General features: G+C 53.9%; 27 protein-coding genes and 1 other annotated feature (1 of these 28 only partly in view). Of the genes, 26 read left to right on the top strand and 1 reads right to left on the bottom strand.

Features of this window, described 5'->3' with window-relative positions; all coding sequences use genetic code 11:
- Positions 1-177: 177 nt before the first annotated feature.
- The 7 genes from JNUCC32_RS16900 (at position 178) to JNUCC32_RS16870 (ending at position 6,933) form a co-directional block, all read left to right on the top strand.
- Positions 178-1,143, top strand: coding sequence for an acetylxylan esterase (locus tag JNUCC32_RS16900; RefSeq protein ID WP_192569256.1), 966 nt, complete (start codon positions 178-180; stop codon positions 1,141-1,143).
- Positions 1,144-1,415: 272 nt separating this feature from the next.
- On the top strand, positions 1,416-1,790 hold the full coding sequence (locus JNUCC32_RS16895; protein WP_009592183.1) for a Na-translocating system protein MpsC family protein: 375 nt from the start codon (positions 1,416-1,418) through the stop codon (positions 1,788-1,790).
- 149 nt (positions 1,791-1,939) lie between these two features.
- Entirely contained in the window at positions 1,940-2,719 is a 780-nt protein-coding gene (locus tag JNUCC32_RS16890) for an ABC transporter ATP-binding protein (RefSeq protein WP_009592193.1), read from the top strand.
- Between the two features lie 30 nt (positions 2,720-2,749).
- On the top strand, positions 2,750-3,631 hold the full coding sequence (locus JNUCC32_RS16885) for an ABC transporter permease (RefSeq protein WP_090911916.1): 882 nt from the start codon (positions 2,750-2,752) through the stop codon (positions 3,629-3,631).
- Positions 3,632-3,684: 53 nt separating this feature from the next.
- Positions 3,685-4,728 (top strand): ABC transporter substrate-binding protein, encoded by a 1,044-nt coding sequence (locus tag JNUCC32_RS16880; RefSeq protein ID WP_192569255.1) that lies wholly within the window; start codon positions 3,685-3,687, stop codon positions 4,726-4,728.
- A 38-nt stretch (positions 4,729-4,766) separates the two neighbouring features.
- A complete protein-coding gene (locus tag JNUCC32_RS16875; RefSeq protein WP_192569254.1) occupies positions 4,767-5,429 on the top strand; it encodes a cysteine hydrolase family protein in 663 nt (220 codons plus the stop codon).
- Between the two features lie 100 nt (positions 5,430-5,529).
- Positions 5,530-6,933: an MFS transporter gene (locus JNUCC32_RS16870; protein ID WP_192569253.1), complete on the top strand. Its 1,404-nt coding sequence runs from the start codon at positions 5,530-5,532 to the stop codon at positions 6,931-6,933.
- Between the two features lie 74 nt (positions 6,934-7,007).
- On the opposite strand, the gene JNUCC32_RS16865 is transcribed toward JNUCC32_RS16870, so the two are convergent.
- Entirely contained in the window at positions 7,008-8,081 is a 1,074-nt protein-coding gene (locus tag JNUCC32_RS16865; protein WP_009592187.1) for a M42 family metallopeptidase, read from the bottom strand.
- A gap of 559 nt (positions 8,082-8,640) precedes the next feature.
- Between JNUCC32_RS16865 and spoVAC the strand changes: the two genes are divergently transcribed.
- From spoVAC to JNUCC32_RS16770, 19 genes are all read left to right on the top strand, one after another.
- Positions 8,641-9,129, top strand: coding sequence for a stage V sporulation protein AC (gene spoVAC / locus JNUCC32_RS16860; RefSeq protein WP_015734151.1), 489 nt, complete (start codon positions 8,641-8,643; stop codon positions 9,127-9,129).
- Positions 9,130-9,136: 7 nt separating this feature from the next.
- Positions 9,137-10,150, top strand: a complete 1,014-nt coding sequence (gene spoVAD, locus JNUCC32_RS16855; RefSeq protein WP_096773012.1) for a stage V sporulation protein AD — start codon at positions 9,137-9,139, stop codon at positions 10,148-10,150.
- A gap of 4 nt (positions 10,151-10,154) precedes the next feature.
- On the top strand, positions 10,155-10,505 hold the full coding sequence (gene spoVAE, locus JNUCC32_RS16850; RefSeq protein WP_015734153.1) for a stage V sporulation protein AE: 351 nt from the start codon (positions 10,155-10,157) through the stop codon (positions 10,503-10,505).
- Between the two features lie 179 nt (positions 10,506-10,684).
- Positions 10,685-11,641, top strand: coding sequence for an AAA family ATPase (locus JNUCC32_RS16845; protein WP_009592163.1), 957 nt, complete (start codon positions 10,685-10,687; stop codon positions 11,639-11,641).
- 2 nt (positions 11,642-11,643) lie between these two features.
- Positions 11,644-12,891 carry a DUF58 domain-containing protein gene (locus tag JNUCC32_RS16840; protein WP_192569252.1) on the top strand — a complete coding sequence of 416 codons (1,248 nt, stop codon included), beginning with the start codon at positions 11,644-11,646 and terminating at the stop codon, positions 12,889-12,891.
- Positions 12,888-15,128 carry a transglutaminase TgpA family protein gene (locus tag JNUCC32_RS16835; protein WP_192569251.1) on the top strand — a complete coding sequence of 747 codons (2,241 nt, stop codon included), beginning with the start codon at positions 12,888-12,890 and terminating at the stop codon, positions 15,126-15,128. Before JNUCC32_RS16840 ends, JNUCC32_RS16835 begins: the two co-directional genes overlap by 4 nt.
- Before the next feature lie 235 nt (positions 15,129-15,363).
- Complete coding sequence (locus JNUCC32_RS16830; protein WP_015734156.1) at positions 15,364-15,894, top strand: YqeG family HAD IIIA-type phosphatase; 531 nt, start codon at positions 15,364-15,366, stop codon at positions 15,892-15,894.
- A complete protein-coding gene (gene yqeH, locus JNUCC32_RS16825; RefSeq protein WP_119849350.1) occupies positions 15,891-17,018 on the top strand; it encodes a ribosome biogenesis GTPase YqeH in 1,128 nt (375 codons plus the stop codon). Before JNUCC32_RS16830 ends, yqeH begins: the two co-directional genes overlap by 4 nt.
- A 53-nt stretch (positions 17,019-17,071) precedes the next feature.
- Positions 17,072-17,938, top strand: a complete 867-nt coding sequence (locus JNUCC32_RS16820; protein ID WP_192569250.1) for a shikimate dehydrogenase — start codon at positions 17,072-17,074, stop codon at positions 17,936-17,938.
- A gap of 100 nt (positions 17,939-18,038) precedes the next feature.
- Complete coding sequence (gene yhbY, locus JNUCC32_RS16815; RefSeq protein WP_009592173.1) at positions 18,039-18,329, top strand: ribosome assembly RNA-binding protein YhbY; 291 nt, start codon at positions 18,039-18,041, stop codon at positions 18,327-18,329.
- Positions 18,330-18,393: 64 nt separating this feature from the next.
- Positions 18,394-18,984 carry a nicotinate-nucleotide adenylyltransferase gene (gene nadD, locus JNUCC32_RS16810; protein ID WP_090911900.1) on the top strand — a complete coding sequence of 197 codons (591 nt, stop codon included), beginning with the start codon at positions 18,394-18,396 and terminating at the stop codon, positions 18,982-18,984.
- Positions 18,968-19,546 carry a bis(5'-nucleosyl)-tetraphosphatase (symmetrical) YqeK gene (gene yqeK, locus JNUCC32_RS16805; protein WP_015734160.1) on the top strand — a complete coding sequence of 193 codons (579 nt, stop codon included), beginning with the start codon at positions 18,968-18,970 and terminating at the stop codon, positions 19,544-19,546. The genes nadD and yqeK overlap by 17 nt, the downstream gene beginning before the upstream one ends.
- Complete coding sequence (rsfS, locus tag JNUCC32_RS16800; protein WP_009592160.1) at positions 19,543-19,890, top strand: ribosome silencing factor; 348 nt, start codon at positions 19,543-19,545, stop codon at positions 19,888-19,890. Before yqeK ends, rsfS begins: the two co-directional genes overlap by 4 nt.
- Positions 19,887-20,789, top strand: coding sequence for a CvfB family protein (locus JNUCC32_RS16795; RefSeq protein WP_096773020.1), 903 nt, complete (start codon positions 19,887-19,889; stop codon positions 20,787-20,789). Before rsfS ends, JNUCC32_RS16795 begins: the two co-directional genes overlap by 4 nt.
- A gap of 41 nt (positions 20,790-20,830) precedes the next feature.
- Positions 20,831-21,601 (top strand): class I SAM-dependent DNA methyltransferase, encoded by a 771-nt coding sequence (locus JNUCC32_RS16790; RefSeq protein WP_009589238.1) that lies wholly within the window; start codon positions 20,831-20,833, stop codon positions 21,599-21,601.
- 434 nt (positions 21,602-22,035) lie between these two features.
- Positions 22,036-22,902: a sugar phosphate isomerase/epimerase family protein gene (locus JNUCC32_RS16785; protein WP_192569249.1), complete on the top strand. Its 867-nt coding sequence runs from the start codon at positions 22,036-22,038 to the stop codon at positions 22,900-22,902.
- Between the two features lie 25 nt (positions 22,903-22,927).
- The gene (locus JNUCC32_RS16780; RefSeq protein WP_015734164.1) at positions 22,928-24,097 is read left to right on the top strand and encodes a Gfo/Idh/MocA family protein; all 1,170 of its coding nucleotides are present in this window, start codon (positions 22,928-22,930) and stop codon (positions 24,095-24,097) included.
- 24 nt (positions 24,098-24,121) lie between these two features.
- Positions 24,122-25,195 carry a Gfo/Idh/MocA family protein gene (locus JNUCC32_RS16775; protein ID WP_192569248.1) on the top strand — a complete coding sequence of 358 codons (1,074 nt, stop codon included), beginning with the start codon at positions 24,122-24,124 and terminating at the stop codon, positions 25,193-25,195.
- Positions 25,196-25,279: 84 nt separating this feature from the next.
- The gene (locus tag JNUCC32_RS16770; RefSeq protein WP_096773023.1) at positions 25,280-26,161 is read left to right on the top strand and encodes an AraC family transcriptional regulator; all 882 of its coding nucleotides are present in this window, start codon (positions 25,280-25,282) and stop codon (positions 26,159-26,161) included.
- A gap of 40 nt (positions 26,162-26,201) precedes the next feature.
- Positions 26,202-26,231 (top strand) — a binding site (T-box leader) (it continues 231 nt past the right edge of the window).

The following is a 26,231-nucleotide window of genomic DNA, read 5'->3' as shown; positions in this document are numbered from 1 at the left end:
TTTAATTTTTTGAAGAAAGATAACGATGGTGGCTGCGGCCGATTCGTTATTTTGAGAGGATTTTGTAATAAACCGGCATGAATTCCAATCGTTTCGAAGGGGATAAAGGACGTTATGCCGAAATAACCATGTCATATGAACTTTCACTTAACACGCGAAAAGGAGATTTAACACAGAATGAATACCATTGAGCAGCGTAAGAAAGAGCTTGGCAACTTGCGTCCGGAACCAACGATCGACGAGCAGGTTTTGAATGTTTTTTGGGAGGGAGTGCTGAAGTCGCATGGGGACAGACCGCTTCGCATGGTTAGTAGACCGGAAGCTACGCCTTATCCCCATATGGAGGTATCTCGGGTAACCTATCATGGATATGATGATACTCCTATCAATGCTTGGCATATAGCGCCGGCTAATCATTCATCGAAAGCAGAGGCCAGGCCGTGTATCGTAACCTTCCCGGGTTATACCGGAGACCGCGGATTTCCTGAACGGTATGCTCATTGGCTGATGCTGGGGTATACGGTGTTTGCCGTCGACGTCAGGGGTCAGGGCGGGGAGACGGGGAATTTGCTGCCGCTGGACAGCGGCGCGGTTAAAGGCTGGGTGTCGCAGGGGATTACGGATATCCATCGCTCCTATTACATGGCCATTGCCATGGATGCCGTGAGAGCCGTGGATGCGGCATCACGGCAGCCGGGAGTAGACCCTGCAAAAATCGCCGTGGTGGGCGGGAGCCAGGGTGGCGGCCTGTCGATGCTGGCAGGGGCGCTGAACCCCAAGGTTGCGGCCATCGTAGCCGACATTCCCAACATGTGCAGGATGGATTACGGCATTTTGTATTCGGTCAGCTCGTTGAACGAAATCGCCCAATACATAAAGCGGTACCCGGAGCAGCTGGATCAGATTTTGGCGCATCTCGCGCATTTTGACATGCTGAATCTCGCACCGCGAATCCAGGCGCCGATCATGGTGTCCGTCGGATGGAAGGATACGGTTTGCATGCCCGAGACCATCTATGCGGCTTACAACCGGATCGAGGCGGCAAAAGAAATCAGGGATTATCCGTTCTCCGGCCATGAAGTCAGTGAGTATCAGAAGCGGGAAGGCGTTTTGTTCCTGGAACGGGTATTTAATCAGAGATAGACAAATGAACGGAACGGGCTTTGTCCCGTTCTAAGGATGTGTAAAAAATGTGAAAAGAGATCACGCACGAACGGTATATCGCAAGCCAATGTGTTATATGTATGTAATATAAAATAACATAAAATTAAATGTTGTTAACTTTTTTGATGTTAATGTATTGACAATCCTCTGTGTTTGCCTATAATTAAACCCAAGGACACAACGAACTCGATAAACACCCTATACCTACCCCGGTCAATGTAATAATAATTTACACAAAGGGATGTTGAACCATGATGACAGCAGGCGAACTCAAACAGGATCTTTTGAGGGTTTACAACGCGATAAATAAGAAAATATTTAACGTGGGTGTAAAGCAGCAAAAAGTCGATTTCGTTGGCAACAAAATCATCATTGTATCGAGGAATAGTAGAGTCCCCGTCCTAAAACTGCTGGATGAGAATTACCCCCTCTCTACCCGGCAGTTGGACCACCTTTTATTCCAGGTGTTCAAGCAGGAGATTAAAACCAGCCTGGAAGAGAAGTTTCCGTTTAAAATCATCTCCATTCTTAAAGACTATGATGCAGAGACCGAGTTTTCCGGTACCATCGTATTCTTGGAGAAGGAGATAGAAACATATCTGAACGACATGCCGGAACTCGGGTAGAGAGCGGGCCGATCGTCAGTTTGGTACCAAGGTACACGTTGGTGTGCGGCTTGGGGCTGGACTGGCGATTTTTTGTTACATCCGCTTTTGAAAATAAATGTGTGTTGTTACTGAAAAAACATGAAAAACAAAGAAGAGGAGGAAGGGCCATGACTCACAAAATCGAAATTTCGGGCGTCAGCAAATGGTTTCGCAGAAACGGGGAAGAGATTCCGGCCATGCGGGAGACGAGTCTGGCGATCGAGGAGGGGCGTTTTGTCAGCATAATCGGTCCCAGCGGTTGCGGCAAATCCACCCTGTTCAACATTATCGCCGGCCTGATGCCTCCTTCCACGGGCAAAGTGATGGCCGACGGAAAGGATATCGTGGGTACGACCGGTTATGTCGGTTATATGCTGCAAAAGGACATGCTTCTGCCATGGCGCACCATTCTCGATAACATCATTCTGGGCATGGAGGTTCGGGGCGTTCCCTACAAGGAAGCCGTGGAGAGGGCGCTGCCCTTGATGGAAAAATACGGTCTGAAGGGCTTTGACAAGCATTATCCGAAGGAACTCTCGGGAGGGATGAAACAGCGTGCCGCGCTGCTGCGGACGCTGCTCTACGACAGGGACATCATTTTGCTGGACGAGCCGTTCGGTGCGCTTGATGCACAGACCCGGTTGACCATGCAGAACTGGCTGCTGCAGATCTGGGAGGACTTTGGCAAAACGGTGCTGTTTGTCACCCACGACATCGATGAAGCGATTTACCTGTCGGATGACATCTACGTATTCTCGTCCAGGCCCGGGCGGATCAAGTCCAAAATCACCGTGACGATGGAGCGTCCACGCAAAACGGAAGACATGACGTCGCCGGCATTCATGGAGCTGAAGCATCATCTCATGGACCTGCTGTCGGCTGGGCATGAGGAAGAGCAAATATCGTAAAGCGAGAAGAACGAAAGGAGAGGGAGCCTGATGGAAACTGCACGCAAAGAGGCTTTTATCGTACATGCCGTGACACCCGCGGAGTCTGCCGCGGGTTCGTCCAAGCGGCCGGAGGTCGTGCCGTACATATTGGATGAAGAGGGACTGGAGCGCCGCAGGAGCCGGCGGATCGTTTGGGGAAGGGCCGCTGTAGCCGTGCTTGTTTTTCTGGTATGGGAAGTGTTCACCCGAATCGGCCTGCTGGACTCCTATTATTGGAGCAGCCCCAGCGCGATCCTTCGCACAACCTGGACCCAAATCACCGAGGGGACCCTGTTAAGGGATATTACGTACACGTCCGGCTCAACCATACTCGGGTTTGTGTTCGGCACCTTCCTCGGTGCACTGCTCGGGCTATCATTCTGGTGGTCGAAATCGTATGCAGGGATCAGCGAGCCGTACCTAATCATACTGAATGCGATGCCAAAACTCGCCTTAGCGCCCGTACTCGTCATTCTGCTCGGAATCGGATTCTTCTCGAAGGTGGCTCTGGCTTTCTCCATGACGGTTGTCGTGTCGGCCCTGTCGGCATACAGCGGCGTGAAGAGCGTGGACCCGGATATGGAAAAGCTGATGTACTCCCTGGGCGCCAAGCGGCATCAGGTCTTTACCAAGGTCGTTGTACCGTGGTCCATGCCCTGGATCATCAGCAGTTTACGGATCAATATTGCCCTTGCGCTGGCAGGTGCCATCGTGGGCGAGTTCATTGCCTCAAGCCAGGGCGTCGGCCGGATGATTATGTATGCAGGAACGATACTGGATATCAACCTCGTGTGGGTGGGCGTCGTCGTCCTGTCGTTGCTGTCCATGGTGATGTACTGGGGCGTGGTCGTACTGGAGAAGTGGTTATCCAAGGGCTTGACCAAGCAATAGCACTGGACACATCCACCAAAAACGAACTATTTCTATTAAAAAGGGGAATTCATATGAACAAAAAAACGAGGAAACGTTCACTGCTGTTCGCACTGGTCATGGTCACCGCCCTGCTTGGCGCCTGCGGCAACGAGAAAAGCGACGGCAGCACCGTCTCCGCTTCCGGCGACGGGAAGCTCAAGAAAATCGTGATCGCCGAGCCGCTCCACTCCACGGGCTATCTTCCCCTGTACGTCGCACAGCGCGAAGGCTACTTCGAGAAAAGAGGGCTGGACGTCGAGGTTATCCAAGCGGCAGGGGGAGCGCACGTAACCGCCGTGGTCAGCGGTGATGCCTGGGGCGTTATCGGCGGGACGGAGTCCAATGCCTTGGCCAACAACAACAATTCCGACCCGATCATCTCGGTCGTCAATGTCGTCAATCGGGCGAACGTGTATTTAATGGCTAAGAAGGGCACCGCGCCTGCGAGCGATTCCCCCGAGGACCTGAAGGCATTTTTGCAAGGAAAAAAGATTAACGCCGGCCGCCATGGAGGGACACCGAATCTCTTAACCCGCTATCTGCTGATTCAGCTGGGGCTCGATCCGGAGAAGGATGTGCAGCTGCTGGAGCCGGCCGACGGCTCCACGGTGGTGACGATGGTTCAACAGGGCGCAGCCGATATCGCCAATGGAGCCGAACCGCAAATCAGCGACGGAATTTCGAAGAACGTGTGGGAGGAGCCGTTTTACAAATTTCATGATCTCGGGGATTTCTCGTATTCGGTGCTCAGTGTGAAGAAGTCTACCATCGAGAAGGATCCGGAAGCCGTTCAAAGCTTTACCGATGCCATCATCGAAGCGCTTGAAGTCGTCCAGTCGGATAAGGAACTGGCCAAGAAGAATCTGAAAGCCGAATTCCCCACATTATCCGAGGATGCGATACAAGCTGCGCTGGACCGTGCCTATGCGGACAATCTGTGGAGCTTGGACGGGATGATTTCGGAAGAAGCGTTGAAGCATGATATGGATGTCATGATAGAGACCGGAATTTTTAAAGGGGATTATACCTATGATGCCCTGGTGGATATGCAGTTTGTGAACCAATCCAAGAAGTAAAATTTCAAATATACGGGCCTGAAGGGGAGAGTGTCACGATGAAATCTTTGAATCAACTGATGCTGGGAAGCAAAGCGGCGGTGATCGTGGTGGATGTGCAAAACGATTATTGCCATCCGGAGGGGGCATTACCTAGAGCGGGCTGCGATGTTAGCGGGGTGGCAGAGATGATGCCGCAGCTCCATAAGCTGCTTCATTCCGCCAGGGAGCTGAATGTGCCGATTATCTTCATCCAAACGCTGCATGAAAGAGCGACGGATTCCGAGGCCTGGACGACCAGGTCCTCCGGACGCTCGGCTCATGTGTGCCGGAGGGGAAGCTGGGGAGCGGAATTTTACGAGATCACGCCCGAGGCGGACGATATCATTGTCAATAAACACCGGTACAGCGCATTTGTGAATACTAGGCTGGATTCGGTATTAAAGACGCTGAAGATCGAGACCTTGATCATGACGGGGGTCAGCACCAATGTGTGCGTGGAATCGACGGCCCGGGACGGCTTCATGCTGGATTATCATATCGTGCTCGCGTCGGATGCCTGCGCGTCGTACTCGCAAACGGCCCATGATATGACGCTCGAGAATATCGAGGGTTATTTCGGGAAAGTTAGTGAGGTGGCGCGGCTTATCGATATTTGGATGGATAAAAAAGCCGAGGAACCGGTGCGGCCGAAATCCGCGGCGCAGCCGGCCATCGGTTAGCTTGCACGGTACGCAGGTTCAAGCAGAGTGGAGCTCTCCGCATGGGGGGCTTTTTCTCTGAGCGGCACCGAAATTCATGAATAAAGCGGGTGAGTCCTGCATGAACAGCACATCAAGGATGATCGTTCAATACACCATATGTTTAGGGGCATTTCTGTCCAATCTGTCGGCCGGCATGTTCAACATCGCGCTTGTAGATATCGCAAGAACATTCGATTCCGGTATCCCCGCGGCACAGTGGATCGTGACCGCATATTTGCTCGTCATCTCCATCCTGCTCCCGGTCATGGGTAAGCTGGGGGACATGCTGGGCAGGCGGAAGATCCACAATATCGGCTATTTCGTGTTTATGGCCGGTGCGCTATGCTGCGCATTGTCTCCTTCCTTAAACGGTCTGATATCTTCCCGGATTCTTCAAGGCATCGGAGCGGCCATGTATCAAGCCACGAATATGGCGCTCATCATCTCCGTGTTTCCGAAGGAACAGCGCGGTAAAGCGCTGGGATTAATCAGCACGTTCGTGGCTGCGGGTTCCATGATCGGTCCGAGCCTTGGCGGAATCTTGATTCAATGGTTTTCGTGGCGGAGCAATTTTTGGCTGCTTACGGCGATCTCGCTGGTTGCATGGATATTCGCGCAGCGTTTCATTCCGAAGGACGAGCCGGATCAAGGCGTGAGCCGGCTGGACGTGCCGGGGGCTGCCTTTTTTGCGATATCCTTGACCGGACTGGTCACGGCCGTGAATTTGGGGGCTCAGTGGGGATGGGGTTCCTGGCAGGTTACGCTGCTGTTCATGATGTTCGGGGCAGGAGCCGCCGCATTCATCGGGTGGTGCCTGTCTTCCCGCTGGGAGCGAAAAGGGAAGGGCCATCTTCCGTTTATGAAGCTGGATCTGTTTCGGGATGCAGGCGTTAGCGTCGGAATCCTCATTACCATCATCACCTATATGGCCGCTTTCTCCGCGCAGCTTGTGCTGCCGGTGTTTTTGCTCAGCGAGCTGGGCATCGAACCTGCGACGGCAGGGCTGATCATGATGGGGTACCCGTTGTCGTTGATCATATTCTCCCCCTTAAGCGGAAGCTTGTCGGACAAGCTGGGGACATTTCCGTTATTGTCTGCCGGCTTGCTGGCCATGACGGCGGCGCTAATCGTGCTGGGCTTTGTATCGCCTGCGTATCCGATCTTCTTCCTGATTCTGCTTATCGTCCTGCTCGGCGGTTCCATGGGCTTGATCACGCCGCCGAACAATTCCCTGGTGATGGGCAGGACGTCCAAAACGGACCTCGGACTGATCAGCAGCATTTTGGCGCTGTCGCGAAATCTGGGGATGATGTTTGGCACGGCGGCGGGAGGCGCCATGCTGGCGCTTCCGGGTCAGGCGGCAGGGGGGCTTATCGGATTTCGGATGATATTTGTGCTGAATACGGCGCTGGTTGCCATCGTTTATATCACGATGCTCATATCGTTTCGCTTCGCCAGGCATAAGGAGACGTTATCTTCGTAAAGGCAGAAAGAAAAAAAGGGTATCCCGCAGTCTGTTCAAGACCTGCAGGATACCCTTTTCCATTTTCGTTTGGCTTACGCGCGGTCCAGGATCGTCTGGAGCGTCGTGCGGTCCAAGCCCTTGACGAGCTTGATCAGAAGCTCTTTGGCTGCCTCGTAGTCGTCCGTGTGGATGATGGACGAAGAGGTGTGGATATACCGGGAGCAAATGCCGATGATGGTGGACGGAACGCCGATGCCGCTTAAATGCACTTGGCCAGCGTCCGTGCCGCCCGGCGACACAAAGTATTGGTATTTGATTTTGTTTGTCTCCGCCGTATCCTGAACGTACTCGACCATGCCGCGATGGGTCAGCATCGTCGGATCGAAGATGCGAAGCAGCGCGCCTTGACCCAATTGGCCGAACTGGCTCTTGTCGCCCATCATGTCGTTCGCTGCGCTGGCGTCCAGACCGAAGAAAATATCCGGCTGAATCAGGTTTGCCGAAGTGCGGGCTCCGCGAAGGCCCAGCTCTTCCTGCACGGTCGCACCGGCGTATACCGTGTTGGGCAGCTTCTCGCCATGGAGCGCCTGGACCAGCTCGATGGCAAGGCCTACGCCGTAGCGGTTATCCCATGCCTTGGCCATGATTTTTTTCGGATTGGCCAGCGGCGTGAATTCGCAGATCGGAACGACTTGCAGGCCGGGACGAATGCCGAACGACTCCGCTTCGGCCTTGTTGTCGGCGCCGATATCGATATACATCGTTTTGATGTCGACCGGTTTGCTGCGCTGCGCTTCATCCAGCAGATGCGTAGGAATGGAGCCGACAACCCCGACGACCGGGCCGTTGTCCGTGATGATCTGCAGGCGCTGGGCAAGCACGGCTTGGCTCCACCAGCCGCCGAGCGGCTGGAAACGAACCATGCCCGCTTCGGTAATGCCGGTTACCATGAAGCCGACTTCATCCATGTGTCCGGCCACCATGACTTTCGGACCTTCATCGTTACCGCGAAGGACGGCGAACAAACTGCCCAGCCGATCCTGCACGAACTCATCTGTATATGGAGAGAGGGCATCCTTCACCCAAGAACGGAGTTCCCTCTCAAAGCCCGGTGCAGCAGGGAATTCCGTTAATGTACGGAATAATTCCAGTGTTGATTCATTCATGACGAAATCGCTCCTTTAGAAAAGGTATGTAAGAGTTTTTCCTTTTCTAGTATGCCCCTATACATCCGAAAAGTCTACAAAGCCGGCTTCGTCAGGCTGCGTTATATAAATGTAAGTGGAACAAGCACCCCCTATCCTGGACGGGAATACGATATAGAAAAACATGTGGATGTTTGTTGTCAGCGGGAAGGGGCAGAATATGAACCGCCATGGGATTGATGGATACGACTATCATGCCGAAGTCCGAGAACTTCTGCTCATTATGGTCTTGTTCATCCTACTCGTCATTTTATTGAAATACATTCTTATATAACGGCCGGCTCCAAACGAATCAAGTCAGCGAGTTTGAATTTCAGCTTTCAGGATGCTCCTGGAAGCTGATTTTCGCGTTGGCGTCACAATGGCCGGACAAGCCATGATGCGTCGGCGAGAAGGATGATTTTCCAAACATAAAGGGAGATCATTCAAAGCATAATGATATGTGAGTGATATCCATAGCGGCTTTTCAGCGTTTGTTCAAAAGGATTCCATACTTAACCAATTGCGGAGGTGTATTGAAATGTCAGGCTCCAACCAAAAGCCTAAGTCTGATATCACCACGATGAGCTCGGCGGAATATCAGACGATTGCCAAAAAGCATGAGCCTCCCCGCGCCGTGCTTAAAAATTGCTTGCGCGCTTTTTTGGTGGGAGGCCTCATCTGTCTGATCGGCCAATGCATTCAGCGTTTTTTTATGTCCGTATTCGATATGAGCACCACCGAAGCGAGCAATCCCACGGTCGCCGTATTGATCATCCTCTCCGTCATTCTGACGAGCTTCGGCGTATATGACAAAATCGCGCAATGGGCCGGAGCGGGCAGCGCCGTGCCGGTCACGGGGTTTGCGAACTCCATGTGTTCCGCTGCGCTTGAACATCGTGCAGAGGGATTGGTTCTCGGGGTCGGAGCCAGCATGTTCAAGCTGGCGGGCTCCGTGATCGTATTTGGTACCGTGGCTGCGTTCATTATCGGTATCATTTACGCTATTTTCGGCATCGAGGGGAGGTAACGCGATCATGAAGGTGATCGGTCAAACATGGCAGTTCGAGAACAAACCCGTCATTATCAGCACGGGGACGATCGTTGGCCCTGAAGAAGGGGAAGGTCCGCTGGCCAACGATTTCGACTTTGTCTACGACAATATTGAGATCAACGAAAAAACATGGGAAAAGGCGGAACGGAAGCTGCTGGAGGACGCGTCGAGAAAAGCCGTCGAAAAGGCAGGCATCAAGGAAGACCAGCTGCAGTTTTTCGTGGGCGGGGACTTGATGAACCAGATCATCAGCAGTTCGTTTGCCGCCAGACAGATGGGCGTGCCGTATATCGGCGTGTTCGGTGCTTGCTCCACATCGATGGAGAGCCTTGCGGTCGCCTCCATGCTTGTCGATTCGGGCGGAGCCCAGTATGTCATGGCTGGTACGGCCAGCCATAACTGTACCGTCGAGAAGCAGTTCCGGTATCCGACGGAATACGGATCGCAGAAACCGCCTTATGCGCAATATACGATCACGGGAGCAGGCTGCTCCGTCGTTTCGGACAAGGGAGACGGACCTGCCGTGACGTATGCCACCATCGGCAAGGTGGTCGATCTGGGCATCAAAGATCCGTTCAACATGGGGGCGGCGATGGCTCCGGCGGCGGCCGACACGATCACGAAGCACTTTAAGGACACGGGCCGGCAGGCGAAGGATTATGATCTGATCGTGACGGGCGACCTGGCCTCGGTCGGACTTCCCATTGCGAAAGACCTCCTGCAGCAGAACGATGTCATCATGGACGGCACGGTATTTGCCGATTGCGGCTTAATGATCTACGACATGGAAAAACAGAAATACGTCAACGCAGGGGGCAGCGGCTGCGGCTGCTCGGCGGTTGTCACCTACGGCCATATTTTGAAACGGATGCGCAAAGGCGAATTGAAAAAGGTGCTGGTCGTTGCTACCGGTGCCTTGCTGTCGCCCCTTTCTTACCAGCAGGGTGAGAGCATTCCGTGTATCGCTCACGCCGTAGCCTTAGAGATGGGAGGATAACAAGATGCAGTTTTTATGGGCGTTTATTATTGGCGGATTGATTTGCGTCATTGGGCAAATTATGATGGACGTTATTAAACTGACGCCGGCGCATACGATGAGTACGCTGGTGGTTGCAGGGGCCATCGCGGACGGCTTCGGATTGTACGAGCCGCTGGTGAAATTCGCGGGAGCGGGAGCCTCCGTGCCGATCACGAGTTTTGGCAACTCGCTTGTGCACGGCGCGTTGACGGAGCTGGGGAGGGACGGCTGGATCGGGGTCGTGACGGGGATATTCGAAGTAACCAGCGCGGGGATATCCTCGGCGATCATTTTCTCCTTCCTGGCAGCGCTGTTCGTTCGTCCGAAGGGATAACACCCTTGAACATCCAGAAGCAAAAGATCTCGGCTTTATGCCGGGGTCTTTTTTTTCTGCCTAATGGGCCTGTAAGAAGGAGAACAACCAAAATATCTCTACGAATGTACTCCGGGACTTCGATCATGTACAATAGTACTAAATTAAGTATTTATTCCCTTACAGGAGGTTAGTCATACATGCCCGTAAGCCAAGAATCCATGAAAATCATTACCTCGGTACGAACCAATCTGGAGTCGTGCCTGCTAGGCAAAGAATTTGAGATCCAATTGCTCCTTACGGCGCTGCTCGCTGGCGGACATGTACTGATCGAAGATGTGCCCGGCACGGGAAAGACCCAACTGATCAAAGCACTAGCGAAATCCATGCAGGGGGATTACCGCCGCATTCAATGCAACCCGGATATCCTCCCGAGTGATATAACAGGCGTTTCCGTTTTCCACCCTCGAGACGAGATGTTTTACTTCCGACCAGGTCCGGTCATGACCAATATTTTGCTGGCGGACGAAATCAACCGGGCCACAACCAAAACGCAGTCGGCCCTGCTGGAAGTGATGGAGGAGCGCAGCGTAACGGTGGACGGGGCTACCCACGAACTCCCGCATCCTTTCATGCTGTGCGCGACCCAGAACCCGATTGATTTTGAAGGCACCTATATGCTTCCGGAAGCGCAGCTGGACCGGTTCATGCTGAAGCTGAGCCTGGGTTACCCTGATGCCGCCACGGAGAAGCAGCTGATGTACCGTTCGCGCGACGGGCAACTGTCGGACAAGCTTCAGCCTGTGACGCATATGGATAAGATTTCATCCATTCAGCGCGAGATTCGCGAGGTATTCATCGGCGAGCCCGTTGCCGATTACCTGCTGAATATCACCCGTTCGACCCGTGAGCACCCTTCCGTTATGCTGGGCGCAAGTCCACGGGCCACCCTGTCCTTCATGAATGCGGTTAAAGCCTATGCCTTCCTGCAAGAGCGGGATTACGTTCTGCCAGATGACGTGAAGACGCTTGCTCCCTACGTACTTTCGCACCGGATCATGCTGCGTCCGGAAGCCAGGCTCGACAATGCGAGTCCGGAGTCGGTGCTTGAGTTTATACTCCGTCAGGTTAAAGTGCCTGTTCAGATGGGGAGATAGGCATGCGCCGCGCGGTTTCGTTATTTTTGAATGGCATGCAGCCGTCCAGACTGGCAGCGGTATTGGCGGTATGGTGCCTATGTCTTTTGTATGTTTTATTCCAGGGAGGGAAAACCTCGCTCATGCTCTTCTCCATGGTCAGCCTTCTGACGGTCTATCTGATCGGCGCTGGTTTTGGCGGGGTCAATCGCGTCAAAGCGCACCGGGTCGTCCTTGGGGGAACGGAGCGCGGTGGAGAACAGCTTCATGCCGGCGAGCAGGTGCGCGTTAAGCTCGAGGTCCATGTCCCGGGGCTGCTGCCGATGCCCTATATGATCGTGCGCGAAGTGCTGCAGAGGCATAACGGAGACTCCTGGTCCTTTGAAGACAGCGTCATTCCGAACCTCCGGGGGGCAGGCAAGCTTGTATTCCAGACTCCTCCGCTCGAACGCGGGCGATATGTTTTTTCCAAGACGGAATGCATAAGCGAAGATATCTTCGGATTGATGGAGCATAAGGGACGCATCGAGGTTCAAACGGATTTCCGCGTTCTGCCGAGAACCATTTATATTCCAAAGTGGCAGCGGAACATTAGGAACTCCAGATTGGGCGGGACGCAAACCACGGTGTCGGCTTCAAGACGGGAAACCACGCAAATTAACGGCGTCCGCGATTATGTATATGGCGACCGGATCTCCCGGATTCACTGGAATGCAACGGCGAAGACCGGCTCGTGGAAATCGAAGGAATTCGAGCATGAGTCCTTCCCCAGAACGATGATCGTTCTGGATTGCGCCGCCGACGGATACGACAATGCCCAGCAATTCGAGCTTGCCGTATCGGCAGCCGCTTCGCTGATCGAATACGGGGCCAAGGAGCATGCGGGGACGGGGCTGTTCACGGCTGCCCAGGAAACCCAAATGTTCGCTCCGGCCGATCACGCCGGGGAACGGATGCGCATGATTCAGCATTTGGTTGACGTGGATTATAACCGGAAGAGCAAGCTGATTGCGTCCCTTGAGAAATCCTATCGCCATTTTCCCAAAGGAGCCTTGTTCCTGCTGATCAGCCCGATGAGCGGCAAAGAGGCTTCTGAGATCATGCGCTGGGTGGAGACCAGAGGGATGAACCCTTGCTTCTTGCAAATCGCTCCTTCCAAAGAAACAGCAAAACGCGATGAATCGATTTCGCTCCTGCAATCCCGGGGGATCTCAAGTTATTCGGTTGCTTCCCTCGATGAGCTTCCGGCTGCGCTTGGAGGTGGTGCATGATGAAGTTATGGCTGGACAAACTATCGACGACCTTCTTCAGCACGTTAACGATGCTGTGGATCTGGATCATGGGGATGCAGTGGGTATCCTTCACGGAAACGATATGGCTGTCGGAAACGACCGCCATCGTTATCGCGGCTCTAACGATTACGGCGGTTACCGAAGCGCTGCTGCCGATCAAGCAGGGTTACCGAGTGGTTCTCCAGTTTCTATTGATCCTGTATTGCGTATACAGTTTGCTGAAAACTTCCGGCAATCCGGTTCCTGTCTTCGGAGCGGAAAGTTTCCTGACCGAAGAACTCCTGTATCTCTTTCCTTATTTATGGTTTGCTATCGCTGCTTGGGCCATGTTCCTCTTTCTTGCCCGCTGGGCCAAAACCAAGGGACGCGTCCTTCTTGTAGTCGGGATCCACGTCATTAGTTTTGCCATTTTGGATTCCTTCACGAAAATCGTGCTGTGGGACGAGATTGCTTGGGTCGTCGGGGCCGGAATGGGCTGGCTCGTATCCAGCCACTTCAACCGGTTCCGCAGACGCTTTCCTCAAGGATGGGTCAATCTGTCGAAGTATCCGTTTAAGATTATCGCCAATATTCTGGTCATTTTCTCATTGATTATCGTGGCCGGCGTGAACATGCCCCACGTGAAGCCGACACTGACCGATCCTTATACGGCATGGAGAGAGTGGAACGGGGTACCGTTATCCGGCGTCGGCACATCGGGGACCGGAACCCTTATCGAGTCGGCGTCCGAAAGCATGTCCGGTTACGGAAGAGAGGATAACGATCTTGGCGGCGGTTTTAATTTTGATTATTCGCCGGTGATGTCGATCACCTCGGAAGAACGCAGCTATTGGCGCGGCGAAACCAGAGCCGTGTACTCGGGCACGGGCTGGGCTGACGGAGCCAGCAGCGGTCGATCCGGGACGGGAGTCGACATCGGCGACGCCTTGCCGGGAGAAGCCGGCACATCCGTACCTACCAAAAAGCTGGAACAATCGGTAACGATGCTGAGCGACACGGTGTATCCGGTCTTGTTCGGGGCCTACAGCGTTCGTCAGCTGGAAAGCCTGGATGAGGACATCGATCCGGACCGGCTCAGCTGGGTGACCGAAGGCGCGGAGATGCATTTGGACGACGTTCGCGATGCGGACTATCCGAAGAGTTATACCTTAACGTCGGAAGTTCCCGTCATCCCGATCGATGAGCTGAGCGCCAGAACTTATGATGAGCTGTATTCCGGCTCGTTCGACGAAGCCTACGTCCAGATGCCGAGAAATTTCCCGGACCGCGTATCGGATCTGGCCGAAGAAATTACGGCGGACGGAGACACGCCGTATGAGAAGGTTATGCTTTTGCAACAATATTTAACGAGCAACTATACCTATACCAACACCCCCGACCTTTCGCTCAAAAAGAGCGACGATTTCGTAGATGCCTTTTTGTTCGAAATCATGGAAGGGTATTGCGATTACTTCTCCACGTCCATGGTGATGATGACTCGGTCGCTGGATATCCCTGCTCGCTGGGTCAAGGGCTACGCCCCCGGCAGGATGACGGCTACGGAATACGTTCCGGTCGACGGTCAAACCTCGATCGAGCCTGATAACTATACCGTTACGAACGCTGACGCCCATTCCTGGGTTGAAGTATACTTCGGCGAGTACGGCTGGGTTCCGATCGAAGCGACTCCGGGATTCAGCATGCCGATTCTGACGGCAGACACCGAGGCTGAGCCCGTCATCGAGGAGGAAGTCGAAGAGGAAGAGAAGGCCGAGGACGAGGCAGCTCCTGCCCCGACTTCTGATAATCCATCATCCGGATGGGTTAAAGTCATAGTAACGGCAGCGGTGGTTGTCATCGTGCTGTGGATTCTGTATATCATGTGGAGAATGCGCATCAGCCTGCGCTTCGCCGGGGCACGGATTCGGGCAGGCAAGCCGCTGACGGCAGCGGATAAGGTGATTGCCGAGACGGAACGCTGGATCCGTTCCGTGCAGCGCAAGGGGTTGGTAAGGCAAGAACATGAAACGCTCCGTGAATCGGTTCGCCGCTGGGCATTTGCGCATCCTGAACTGGAAGCAGAGCTGAGACCGCTGCTGCAGCAGTTCGAGGCTGCCCGTTACAGCCCTGCGGAAGTGGAGGAAGAGCAGTGGCGCTCGGTCCAACAGGATGCCGAGAAGCTGAAGAAGTCCATCAAGAAGGTCCGCATTGTGCCGGACAAACGTCTATCAACGTAATCCAAGAAGACAGACCGCGTCACAAGTGGTTGTTCTTGCGATATCAGGATAGCTTGATATGAATACGTTCTGATATCGGTCATTTCAAGACCGCCCGGTCCGCTTCGACGGCTGCCGGGTGGTCTTTTGCTGGTAAAGATTGCAATCCGGAAAGAAGGAAGGCGCCGGCCGTGATTATTTTTACTAAGGAACCGGAATATGGTATAGTTTTTCGTATGAAATTGAGGTGACGAATTTGTTTGAAATGTTAATCCCAAAGCTCCGTGTCAACACGGTTTTTGATATTAACCTGGAGGAATTATATGAGCAGGGGTATCGTGGAATCATTACCGATTTGGACAATACCCTTGTTGGGGCCAAGGCGCCGCTTGCCACGCCGGAATTGGTCGTTTGGTTCAAAAGAGTGAAGGAGATCGGTTTCCAACTCATCATCGTCTCGAATAATCAGCTCGAGCGCGTATCTAAATTCGCGACGCCGCTGGACATCCAGTATGTGCATGAAGCCCGAAAGCCAAGCAATACTCCGTTTCGCAAAGCGATGAACATGATGGAGCTCACTCCGGAGAAAACGGTTGTTGTCGGCGACCAGATGCTGACCGACGTATACGGCGGGAATCGGCTCGGCTTGTATACGGTTCTGGTTATGCCCATCGCCATCAACGATGAAGGATGGTTTACCCGCCTCGTCAATCGTCGGGTGGAACGCATCGCCTTGACCCGTTTGCGCAAAAAAGGATTATGGATGGAGGAGGAACCGAAATCATGACGTTGCCTACAGGCGGAGATGACATCAAGAAGTGCAGCGGCTGCGGCATACAGCTTCAGAGCGCTGCGCAGGACAAGCCGGGCTATTTGCCGGAGAAGGCTTGGGACCGCGACCCGGTGATTTGCCAGCGCTGTTTCCGTATCAAGAATTACAACGAGGCTTCTTCGGTCGCCGTAGACCAGGATGAATTTTTACGGCTGCTCGGACAGATCGGCGGCAAGAATGCGCTGGTCATTCACATCGTGGATCTTTTCGATTTTGAAGGAAGCCTGATTTCAGGGCTGCAGCGGTTTGTCGGCAACAATCCGGTGATTCTGGCGGTTAACAAAACCGATCTTCTGCCGAAGGTGACCAATTGGAACAAGGTTCTGAATTGGGTGCAGAAGCAGTGCAAGGAGCATGGTCTGAGAACGGAAGACATCGTGCTCTGCAGCGCGAAGAAGAACCAAGGCTTTGAGCGGCTGCTGGAGACGGTTGCGCATTACAGGGGCGACCGGGATGTCTATGTGGTCGGCGCCACGAACGTGGGGAAATCCAGCTTGATCAATCGCCTGATCCGCGACTACAGCGATCTGGACCAGGAGCTGACCGTTTCCCGTTATCCCGGAACGACGCTCGATATGGTCAATATTCCGCTGGATGACGGCCGGTATATTATTGATACGCCCGGCATTGTGTACCCATGGCGCTACAGCGAGCTCGTGAGCCGTGAGGATTTGGGGACGGTCATGCCGGAGAATCCGCTGAAGCCGATGGTATACCAGCTGAACGAAGGGCAGACCCTCTTCTTCGGAGGTTTCGGCCGCTTTGATTTTCTGCAAGGGGAGCATCAATCCTTTACTTGCTTCATCAGCGGCCGGCTCGGCATTCATCGGACCAAGCTGGAACGGGCGGATTCGCTATTTGCGGAGCATGCCGGGGAGCTGCTGTCCCCGCCGACCAAGGAACGGCTTGAAGAGCTTCCGGAATGGACGAGACACGAAATTCGTATTCCTAAGGGTGCGCGCCAAGACGTGTTTATCTCGGGACTCGGCTGGATCAAGATCAACGGTGAGCAGGGAGCGCTTGTAGCGGTTCATGTACCTAAAGGTATCAAAGTCTTGTCGCGTCCATCCCTGATATAAGTGATATATCCCAATGGTAACCGTCCGGCTATCATGGGAGAGGCGGAGGAGAAATGAAAGTGAATCCAATGAACGAGCGTGATTATTTGCTCCTTGGCGTAATGGGGGATCCGATCGGCCACTCGAAATCGCCGGCCATGCATGATGCGGCGATCAACGCCCTAGGTTTGTCAGGAGCGTACGTCCCCCTTCATATTCGTCCGCAGGGCCTGGGCGACGCCATCCAGGCCGTCAAAGCACTGGGATTTCGAGGGGTGAACGTAACAATCCCGCACAAGGTGGAAGTCATGAAGTATTTGGACGTCGTCGATGAAGGGGCGCAGCGCATCGGTGCCGTGAACACCATCGTCAATGACAACGGCAAATTGACGGGTTACAATACGGACGGCATCGGATATGTTCGTTCATTAAAGGATGAAGCCTGTCCCGACCTGAAGGGAAAGCGCATCGTTGTCATTGGTGCGGGCGGTGCCGCAAGAGGCATCATCTATGCCCTCATCGGCGAAGGGCCCGAGAAGATATCCATTGTAAACCGGACGTCCGCCAAAGCATTGGCGCTTGCCGAGGAGTGGAGCTCGCTTGCGGACTTGAGAGGGTACGGAGAGGAACAGGCCGGAGAGGCGTTGTCGGATGCCGATGTAATCATTAACACGACCTCGGTGGGCATGTTTCCCCGGGTTTCGGAGCTTCCCATTCCGTCGGAGTCCATACGTGAAGGGACCGTTGTCAGCGATTTGATCTACAATCCGTTGAAGACCGAGCTGCTGCGGCAAGGGGAGCTTCGGCGATGCACCATACACGGCGGGCTTGGAATGTTCATTAATCAAGGTGCCTATGCATTCGAATATTGGACGGGTCTGACGGCACCCGTGCAGGCCATGAAGGAAGCCGTTCTGACCAGCTTCCAATCCGAGTCTTAATATCTTTGTTTATTGATTAATGCTTATGCAAAAGCTACAATATAGCTTTCGACAAGCGCCAGGATTTAATAATTGAATGTTTAAGGAGTAATGACCAAGCATGTTAACAGGAAAGCAAAAACGACATTTACGCTCGCTCGCCCATCATCTGGATCCGCTGTTCCAGGTAGGCAAGGGAGGCAGCAACGAGCATCTGATCCGTCACATTTCCGAGGCGATCGAGAAGCGGGAACTCATGAAGGTATCCGTGCTCAACAACTGTCTTGAAGACCCGCGCGAAATCGCCCAGGAGCTTGCTGAAGGAGCCGGAGCCGAGCTGGTGCAGGTGATCGGCAAAACGATCGTGCTTTATAAAGAATCGAAAGACCACAAAACCATCGAACTGCCGTAGGGGGGCCGGACGGCTCCAGCTTAGCGGATATTAATAACTCTCTAATTAGGGGAGGTGAACCCGGATGAAGGTGGGGATAATGGGCGGAACCTTCGATCCCATTCATATCGGGCATATGCTCGCAGCCGAATGCGCGCGGGACGCTTACGATCTGGAAGAGGTGTGGTTTATGCCAAGCCACATCCCGCCGCATAAGGAAGATGCCGGCGTAACGGGCCTGATGAGGCTGGAGATGACCGCTGAAGCCATAGCCGGTCATCCGTCTTTTCGCACGTTGGATTGGGAAGTGAAACGCGGCGGCGTCTCCTACACGGTAGATACGGTCAGAGAGCTGCGCGATGCGTACCCCGAGCATGACTTCTACTTCATTATCGGTGCGGATATGGTTGCGTATCTTCCCAAGTGGAACCGGATCGGCGAACTGGCGGAAATGCTGACTTTTATCGGGCTTAACCGTCCCGGAACCGAACTATCGGTGGATGATCTGCCTGATTTTCTGCAAAAGGCGGTTGTCACGGCCGAGATGCCGCTGATCGAAATCTCCTCCACCATCATTCGGAGCCGGGCGGCATCAGGTTCGTCCATCCGTTATATGGTGCCGGACCGAGTATACGATTATATTGTTAGGAGCGGTATTTATGGACTACAGCCGTGATGAGCTCATAGAAGCCGTATCCTCCCAGATGCCGGCCAAGCGCTGGGAGCATACCAAAGGCGTCATGGAAACCGCGGTCATCCTTGCCGGCAGGTTCGGAGCCGACCCGGTTAAGGCGGACTTGGCCGCCATCCTGCATGACGTGGCTAAATACTGGCCCGTGCAGAAGCTTCATCAGATGATGGTGGAGCATAAGCTCTCCGACGAGCTGCTCCATTACGACAAACAGCTTTGGCATGCTGAAGTCGGGGCATTCGTAGCGGAACACGAATATGGCGTAACGGATGCCGAAGTGCTTGACGCCATTCGGTACCATACGTCGGGGCGCATCGGCATGACGCTCCTTGACAAGGTGGTCTGCCTGGCGGATTATATGGAACCGGGGCGGGATTTCCCCGGCGTGAATAATATTCGCGAACTGGCCAACCATAGCCTTGAAGAGGCGCTTGCAGCCGGTTTTGATTCGACGATTGGATATCTGCTCTCGCGCAGACAAATCATTTTTCCGTTGACGGTGCTTGCCCGCAACGATCTAATTAAGCAATTGGAGGCGAATTCATGACGTTGAAACCGAATGAATTGTTAAATGTGGCAGTAGCTGCCGCTGAAGATAAAAAAGCGATGGATATCGTGGTCCTGGATCTCAGAGGGATTTCCCTGATCGCCGACTATTTTGTCATTTGCCACGGTAACTCGGATACCCAGGTTCAAGCGATCGCAACCGAGGTCCGCAAACGGGCTCACGACGAGGGCGTGGCATTGCGCGGACTGGAAGGAATGGATGCTGCCCGTTGGGTGCTGATGGACCTTGGAGACGTGATCGTTCATATTTTTCACCGCGATGAGCGGGAATACTACAACATCGAGCGTTTGTGGTCGGACGCCAAAGTGGTGGAGAACGTATGAGTCTGATTGCCGGCACATTAACGAAACTCGTTGTATCCAGGGAAGTGTCCCCTTACGGTTATTTTCTGGATGGCGGAGATCGGGATGTGCTTCTTCACTATTCGGAGCTTACGGGTAAAATCGAGCCGGGGGATACGATAGAGGTCTTTATATTCTTCGATACGGAAGACCGCCTAGCCGCAACGATGAAGAAGCCGTTCCTAACGCTGGGCGAAACGGCGAAGCTTGAAGTGGCCGACGTCCATCCGCGCCTCGGCTGTTTCCTTGAGATGGGACTTGGCAGGCAGCTGCTGCTTCCGATCCGGGAATTGCCGGAGCTGCGGGAGCTTCACCCGCAAGTGGGAGACCACGTGTTTGTGATCATGGAGCATGATAAGCAAGGCCGGCTGCGAGCGAAACTCGCCGGGGAACAAGAGCTAGCTCCGCTTGCGTTCCATGCGCCGGATTCGTGGAAAGGCCAATGGTTTACTGCCCTGGTGTATAAACCGCTCCAGATGGGCACGTTTGTCATCATCGACGGCGGCGTGGTCGGCTTCGGCGCGATCGGCATGATCCATTCCTCGGAACGGACGCGGATGCTGCGTCTTGGCGAAGAGGTAAAGGTTCGGGTCAGCCATATCCGGGAGGATGGCAGGGTCAATCTGTCCATGGTTCCGCAAAAAGAGATCGGACGGACCGATGATGCAGACCGGCTGCTGGCTTTTCTGAAGGAGCGTCCCGGCCATGCGATGCCGTATTCGGATGAAACGCCGCCCGACATCATCAAGCAGCGTTTCGGCATCAGCAAATCAGCCTTTAAACGCGCCCTTGGCAAGCTGATGAAGGAAGGCCAGGTTACGCAGAAGGACAGCTGGACGTATATGGTCAAAAAAGAGGAGAACTCCGGTTCAAACGAATAACCCGGCAACGCAGGGGAAGCTTCTAAGAAAGTGGTGTCATCATGTTGTCTTACCGCAAGTTTGCTTACGTATATGATCAACTCATGGAAGACATGCCGTACCCGGACTGGATCCGCTTTGCGAGAACCGCCTGGGAGAAGCACGGAATGCCAAAAAGCGTCGTCGAGCTCGGATGCGGGACAGGCAGCATCACCATACCGCTCGTCAACTCCGGTTTTGAAGTAACGGGGATTGACCTGTCAGCGGATATGCTGTCGGTTGCCAGGCGCAAGCTGGAGGGCACGCCTCAGGGACATCGCTTGTTCCGGGAAGGGAGCGTCCGCTGGGTGCAGCAGGACATGCGTTCCTGGGAGCTGCCCGAGCAGGTGGATTCCGTCATTTCATTTTGTGATTGTGTGAACTACCTGCTGGAGGAGAAGGACATCCGCTCCGCTTTTGCAAGGACCTACAACGGTCTCAAGGAAGGCGGCACGTTCCTGTTTGACGTGCATCACCCCAATACGCTGCTGCGATACGACGAAGAGCAGCCATTTGTTCTGGATGAACGGGAAGTGTCCTATATATGGACATGCGACCTGGACGAACGCAGGATGGAGATTGAACACCATCTCTCCATTTTTGCACGGGATGACCAAGACCGAACGATCTACCGCCGCTTTGAAGAAACGCATGTCCAGCGGGGATACGACCCGGAATGGATGAAGGTTGAGCTGATTAAGGCCGGATTCCGGGACGTGAAATGCTATGCCGATTTTGAGTGGACGGAAGCGGGTCAGGATGCATCCAGGCTGTTCTACGTTGCCGTAAAATAAACGAATACCCTATGAGAAGGCACGCTTCTTCGTCTATTCAGGACGGAGGAGGTGCCTTTTTTGGTTATATAAGAGTGCCTAAACTTCGAGTCCGGGCCTCTTCGAAAATCGCTATGGATGCGACGGCTCATCGCGGTCTGTTCTCAAGGGAAACACGTCGATGGACACTGTGCTTGTATCAACGGGAGCTGCATTATATTCAAAGACATTTCTTTTCGGCTTTATTTGACTGTGGTTAAGGTTCATGGGAAGGGATATGGGTTTGCTTTCGGTACTGTGCTACGATGGGGGATAGATAGGATCATCAGATATGAGAGCGCTATCTTTCGGGAGGCTTTTAACCATCCGGAACGCACTGAATGACATCATATGAGTTCAACGTTGGTCAAATGATGCATAAGCTAATAAATTTGGTCGAGAGAGGATGAATGATTATGAAACTGTCCGTATTTACGGTCGCCACCCCTGATTTACTGCCGGAGGAATTGGCCCAAGCGGCGGCGGATGCCGGTATCGAAGGGATCGAGTGGCGCTTCAAGGAGATTCCGGAAGAGGCTGCCGGAGAGAAGCCTTCCTTCTGGCGGCATAACCGCTGCTCCATTGATCCAAACGGCACGCAGGAAGATTGGCTCAGATTTAAGCAAGCAGCCGACAAGCATGGCCGGCGCAGTCTTGCGGTCGTTCCTTATCTGACCTGCGGCGACGTGGAAGCAACGGAGAAGGTCATGCAAGCGGCCAAGCTGATCGGAGCCTCTTTCATTCGCGTTGGGATTCCGGGATATGACCGAACGCGCAATTACAACGAGCTGTACGACCAGGCGGTCCGTTACCTCCATGAGGTGCAGGATCTCGCTGCCGCTTACGGGGTTAAAGCCGTGGTGGAAACCCATCATCTTACGATCACTCCGAGCGCCGGACTGACGCACCGGCTCGTATCCCACTTCAATCCGCAGCATATCGGCGTGCTGTATGATCCGGGCAACATGGTCCATGAAGGTTACGAGAACTACCGGATGGGCTTGGAGCTTCTCGGTCCCTACCTGGCTCATGTCCATGTGAAGAACGGGGGATATCGAAAAACGCCTTCGAAGGATGGAAGCTCGGCATCCTGGTCCGGAGAATGGGTCTCGCTTGACCAAGGGGCCGTCCCATGGAAGCAGGTCATACAGGATTTGCAGTCGGTCGGCTATGAAGGTTACTACGGAATCGAGGATTTTAGCGGGACGTTTGAATCCAGGGAGATGCTGCTTCGTTTTGCCGAGCAGATGAACATGTGGGCAGACCATAAACAAAGCGTATAGGACACTTATGAAGGAGGCGATAGATATGGAACAGGTAAGAGTAGGGGTTATCGGACTGGGGATGGGTTTTTCGCATGCCAAATCGCTTGCCGCGGGGCGGATTGCGGGGGCGCGGCTTAGCGCCATATGCGACCTCAACCCGGCCAAGCAGGAAGAAGCGAGGGCTACGCTCCCTTCGGACGTGAAAATTTGGAGTGACACGGACGCTATGATCTCTTCGGGAGAGATCGATGCGGTGATTATCGCAACGCCCCATTATGCCCATCCTCAAGTGGCCATCGCGTGCCTGAACCAAGGACTCCACGTCCTGATTGAGAAGCCGGCGGGCGTGTATACGAAGCAGGTGCGGGAAATGAACCGCGCGGCCGAAGCCAGCGGCAAAGTGTTCTCGATCATGTACAATCAGCGCTGCAATCCGCTGTATAAAAAGCTTAGAGAGCTCATCGCGGCCGGCGAGCTCGGCGAGGTGCGGCGAATGAATTGGATCGTCACGAATTGGTACCGCTCACAGAGTTATTACGATTCAGGCGGATGGCGCGCGACTTGGGCGGGAGAAGGCGGAGGCGTCCTGATTAACCAATCTCCGCACCAGCTGGATCTGTGGCAGTGGACAACCGGCATGATGCCGAAAAGAATCCGCGCATTTTGTTCGTTCGGCAAGTACCGGAACATTGAAGTGGAAGACGATGTGACGGCTTATGCGGAATACGAGAACGGCGCCACGGCCGTCTTCATTACGACAACGGGGGAAGCGCCGGGCACGAATCGGTATGAAGTGACGGGAGACCGCGGTAAAATCGTCATCGAGGACGGCAAGCTTACCTTCTGGCGTCTCCGGGTGCCTGAACCGGAGTTCAATCAGCAGTATACCGGGGGCTTCGGCGAACCGGAATGCTGGAAATGCGAGGTGCCGATTTCGGGGGACAATCCGCAGCATAACGGCATCATCCAGAACTTTGCGGACGCCATTTTGCACGGAACGCCATTGATTGCGCCGGGCGAAGAGGGAATCCACGGATTGACCCTGTCCAATGCCATGCATTTGTCCACCTGGACCGACAATTGGGTCGACCTGCCGTTGGACGAAGATCTGTATTACGAGATGCTGCAAGAACGGATAGCGAATTCGTCCACCCGGAAAACGGTCAAGGAGATCGGGCCGGTGGATATGAGCAAGACGTTTGGCGCTTATTAAATTACAATCGGGGAGGCTCTTGGTATGGACCGCAGCAATGGAATGCTCTATGCGCCGGTGGGCAAGGCCCAGCCGGTGTGCAAGCCCGGAGAATTTATTTTTGCAGCCATGTCGCTGGAGCATGGCCATATATACGGCATGTGCAACGGCTTGATTGAGGCCGGGGCGACGCTGAAGTGGGTGTATGACTCAGACCCCGCCAAGGTTGCTGCTTTTTGCAAGGCATACCCGGAGGTTGCCGTGGCTTCCTCCGAGGCCCAGGTGCTGGAAGATACCGAAGTTCATCTGGTGGCGGCTGCCGCCATTCCTTCGGAGAGATGCGAGCTTGGCCTGAAGGTCATGTCGCACGGCAAGGATTATTTCACGGATAAAACGCCGTTCACCACGCTGGAGCAGGTGAACGCTGCACGCGCGAAAGCCGCGGAGACGGGCAAGAAATACATGGTCTATTACAGTGAACGGCTGCATGTGGAGAGTGCCGTCCATGCCGGGAATCTGATTCAGGACGGGGCGATCGGGCGAGTGGTGCAAGTGATGGGAACCGGACCGCACCGTTTGAATGCGTCCTCCCGCCCGGACTGGTTTTTCCGTCATCAACAGTACGGGGGCATCCTGTGTGACATCGGCTCCCACCAGATCGAACAATTTTTGTTTTATGCGGGATGCCGCGATGCCAAGGTGCTCAGCAGCAAGGTGGGCAATTATGCGAATCCGGAATACCCCGAGCTGGAGGATTTCGGAGATGCAACGCTGGTGGGAGACAATGGAGCCACCAATTATTTCCGCGTCGATTGGCTGACGCCCGGAGGACTTGGCACTTGGGGAGATGGCAGAACCTTTATTCTGGGAACGGAAGGATACATCGAGCTTCGCAAATACATCGATATCGCAAGGCATCCGCAGGGGGATCATCTGTACTTGGTTAACGGTGAAGGAGAGTTTCATATGGAACTCCAGGGGAAAGTGGGCTATCCGTTTTTCGGGGAGCTTATCCTGGACTGCCTGGAACGCACGGAACATGCCATGTCCCAGGAGCATGCCTTCAAGGCCGGAGAATTGTGCGTGATTGCCCAAAATGAAGCCGTGCGTATTCCCTAAAATCATTTATAATAGAGAAAACCCCGTTACGTTGAGGGTTGGGGGTTAGACGACTCCAAAATCGCTAAAGGGGCGATTCTCTAAATGACCTCATCTGTCGATATGATGCCAGGCTTTGACCGCATGCAGCTTCAAGCGCCGTTCGATCTGACCTACTACAATGAACAGCCGCTGTCGGGAGGGCGGTTTCACTCGCATGCTTTTTATGAAATTTATTATTTCCATGAGGGACGCTGCACGTATTTGATCGGCGATTCCGTGTTCACCCTGAAACCGGGGGATCTGCTCCTGATGAACGGGCTTACGCTGCACTGTCCGAACGTTGAACCCGATTCCAGATATGTCAGGAGCATTTTGCATTTTGATCCGGCCTGGGTCTGCAGGGGGCTTTCGGAGACGGCCAAATCGATATTGCTGGACCCCTTCGAAACGCTGCGGAATCATCGCATGACGCTGACGGGGGAGAACCGGGAAGAATTCGAAGGGATGCTGGCCGATATACACCGCCTGTCGTCCTCCACGGCCGGCTTTCGCCAGGAGCGGATGACCCTTCGAATCCAGGAGATGATGTACGTCATCGCCGATTGGTGCCAGGCCGCCGTGCAGGATCACGACTCGATCTCGGAGAAGGAGCGGCATGTCCAGCATGTCGTCTCGTTTGTCGAGGAAAATTATATGCTGGATTTGACGCTGGAGGGAATCGCCCGCGACATGCATATCACGAAACACTACTTATCCTCCTTATTCAAGGAAGTGACCGGAACGACGGTGTTCAAATATGTGTATCACCGGCGGATCAACCAGGCCAAAATCATGCTTAGGCTCCACCCCCATCTGAGCATAACGGAGATCAGCCAGGCGTCCGGTTTCAAGCATTTGGCCCATTTCAGCCGGATGTTCAAGGCCATGGTCGGGACCACGCCGGAACATTACCGCAGAAGCGGAGAAGAGCTTTCGTTGACTTGACCGCGCTTTTTGGGTATAATAGCCACATTAAAACGGTAATATGAACGCGATGATGAGGATCAATCGTTCC

The sequence above is a fragment of the Paenibacillus sp. JNUCC32 genome, from assembly GCF_014863545.1.
Lineage (GTDB): Bacteria > Bacillota > Bacilli > Paenibacillales > Paenibacillaceae > Paenibacillus_AQ > Paenibacillus_AQ lautus_A.
Note: the sequence above shows the minus strand (reverse complement) of the source record. Positions and strands in the feature narration are given on the sequence as shown.

Excerpts from the sequence above, each read along its gene's own strand:
- JNUCC32_RS16900 (WP_192569256.1), top strand. The coding sequence starts at position 178 with ATGAATACCATTGAGCAGCGTAAGAAAGAGCTTGGCAACTTGCGTCCG.
- JNUCC32_RS16895 (WP_009592183.1), top strand. The coding sequence starts at position 1,416 with ATGATGACAGCAGGCGAACTCAAACAGGATCTTTTGAGGGTTTACAAC.
- JNUCC32_RS16890 (WP_009592193.1), top strand. The coding sequence starts at position 1,940 with ATGACTCACAAAATCGAAATTTCGGGCGTCAGCAAATGGTTTCGCAGA.
- JNUCC32_RS16885 (WP_090911916.1), top strand. The coding sequence starts at position 2,750 with ATGGAAACTGCACGCAAAGAGGCTTTTATCGTACATGCCGTGACACCC.
- JNUCC32_RS16880 (WP_192569255.1), top strand. The coding sequence starts at position 3,685 with ATGAACAAAAAAACGAGGAAACGTTCACTGCTGTTCGCACTGGTCATG.
- JNUCC32_RS16875 (WP_192569254.1), top strand. The coding sequence starts at position 4,767 with ATGAAATCTTTGAATCAACTGATGCTGGGAAGCAAAGCGGCGGTGATC.
- JNUCC32_RS16870 (WP_192569253.1), top strand. The coding sequence starts at position 5,530 with ATGAACAGCACATCAAGGATGATCGTTCAATACACCATATGTTTAGGG.
- JNUCC32_RS16865 (WP_009592187.1), bottom strand. The coding sequence starts at position 8,081 with ATGAATGAATCAACACTGGAATTATTCCGTACATTAACGGAATTCCCT.
- spoVAC (WP_015734151.1), top strand. The coding sequence starts at position 8,641 with ATGTCAGGCTCCAACCAAAAGCCTAAGTCTGATATCACCACGATGAGC.
- spoVAD (WP_096773012.1), top strand. The coding sequence starts at position 9,137 with ATGAAGGTGATCGGTCAAACATGGCAGTTCGAGAACAAACCCGTCATT.
- spoVAE (WP_015734153.1), top strand. The coding sequence starts at position 10,155 with ATGCAGTTTTTATGGGCGTTTATTATTGGCGGATTGATTTGCGTCATT.
- JNUCC32_RS16845 (WP_009592163.1), top strand. The coding sequence starts at position 10,685 with ATGCCCGTAAGCCAAGAATCCATGAAAATCATTACCTCGGTACGAACC.
- JNUCC32_RS16840 (WP_192569252.1), top strand. The coding sequence starts at position 11,644 with ATGCGCCGCGCGGTTTCGTTATTTTTGAATGGCATGCAGCCGTCCAGA.
- JNUCC32_RS16835 (WP_192569251.1), top strand. The coding sequence starts at position 12,888 with ATGATGAAGTTATGGCTGGACAAACTATCGACGACCTTCTTCAGCACG.
- yqeH (WP_119849350.1), top strand. The coding sequence starts at position 15,891 with ATGACGTTGCCTACAGGCGGAGATGACATCAAGAAGTGCAGCGGCTGC.
- JNUCC32_RS16820 (WP_192569250.1), top strand. The coding sequence starts at position 17,072 with ATGAAAGTGAATCCAATGAACGAGCGTGATTATTTGCTCCTTGGCGTA.
- yhbY (WP_009592173.1), top strand. The coding sequence starts at position 18,039 with ATGTTAACAGGAAAGCAAAAACGACATTTACGCTCGCTCGCCCATCAT.
- nadD (WP_090911900.1), top strand. The coding sequence starts at position 18,394 with ATGAAGGTGGGGATAATGGGCGGAACCTTCGATCCCATTCATATCGGG.
- yqeK (WP_015734160.1), top strand. The coding sequence starts at position 18,968 with ATGGACTACAGCCGTGATGAGCTCATAGAAGCCGTATCCTCCCAGATG.
- rsfS (WP_009592160.1), top strand. The coding sequence starts at position 19,543 with ATGACGTTGAAACCGAATGAATTGTTAAATGTGGCAGTAGCTGCCGCT.
- JNUCC32_RS16795 (WP_096773020.1), top strand. The coding sequence starts at position 19,887 with ATGAGTCTGATTGCCGGCACATTAACGAAACTCGTTGTATCCAGGGAA.
- JNUCC32_RS16790 (WP_009589238.1), top strand. The coding sequence starts at position 20,831 with ATGTTGTCTTACCGCAAGTTTGCTTACGTATATGATCAACTCATGGAA.
- JNUCC32_RS16785 (WP_192569249.1), top strand. The coding sequence starts at position 22,036 with ATGAAACTGTCCGTATTTACGGTCGCCACCCCTGATTTACTGCCGGAG.
- JNUCC32_RS16780 (WP_015734164.1), top strand. The coding sequence starts at position 22,928 with ATGGAACAGGTAAGAGTAGGGGTTATCGGACTGGGGATGGGTTTTTCG.
- JNUCC32_RS16775 (WP_192569248.1), top strand. The coding sequence starts at position 24,122 with ATGGACCGCAGCAATGGAATGCTCTATGCGCCGGTGGGCAAGGCCCAG.
- JNUCC32_RS16770 (WP_096773023.1), top strand. The coding sequence starts at position 25,280 with ATGACCTCATCTGTCGATATGATGCCAGGCTTTGACCGCATGCAGCTT.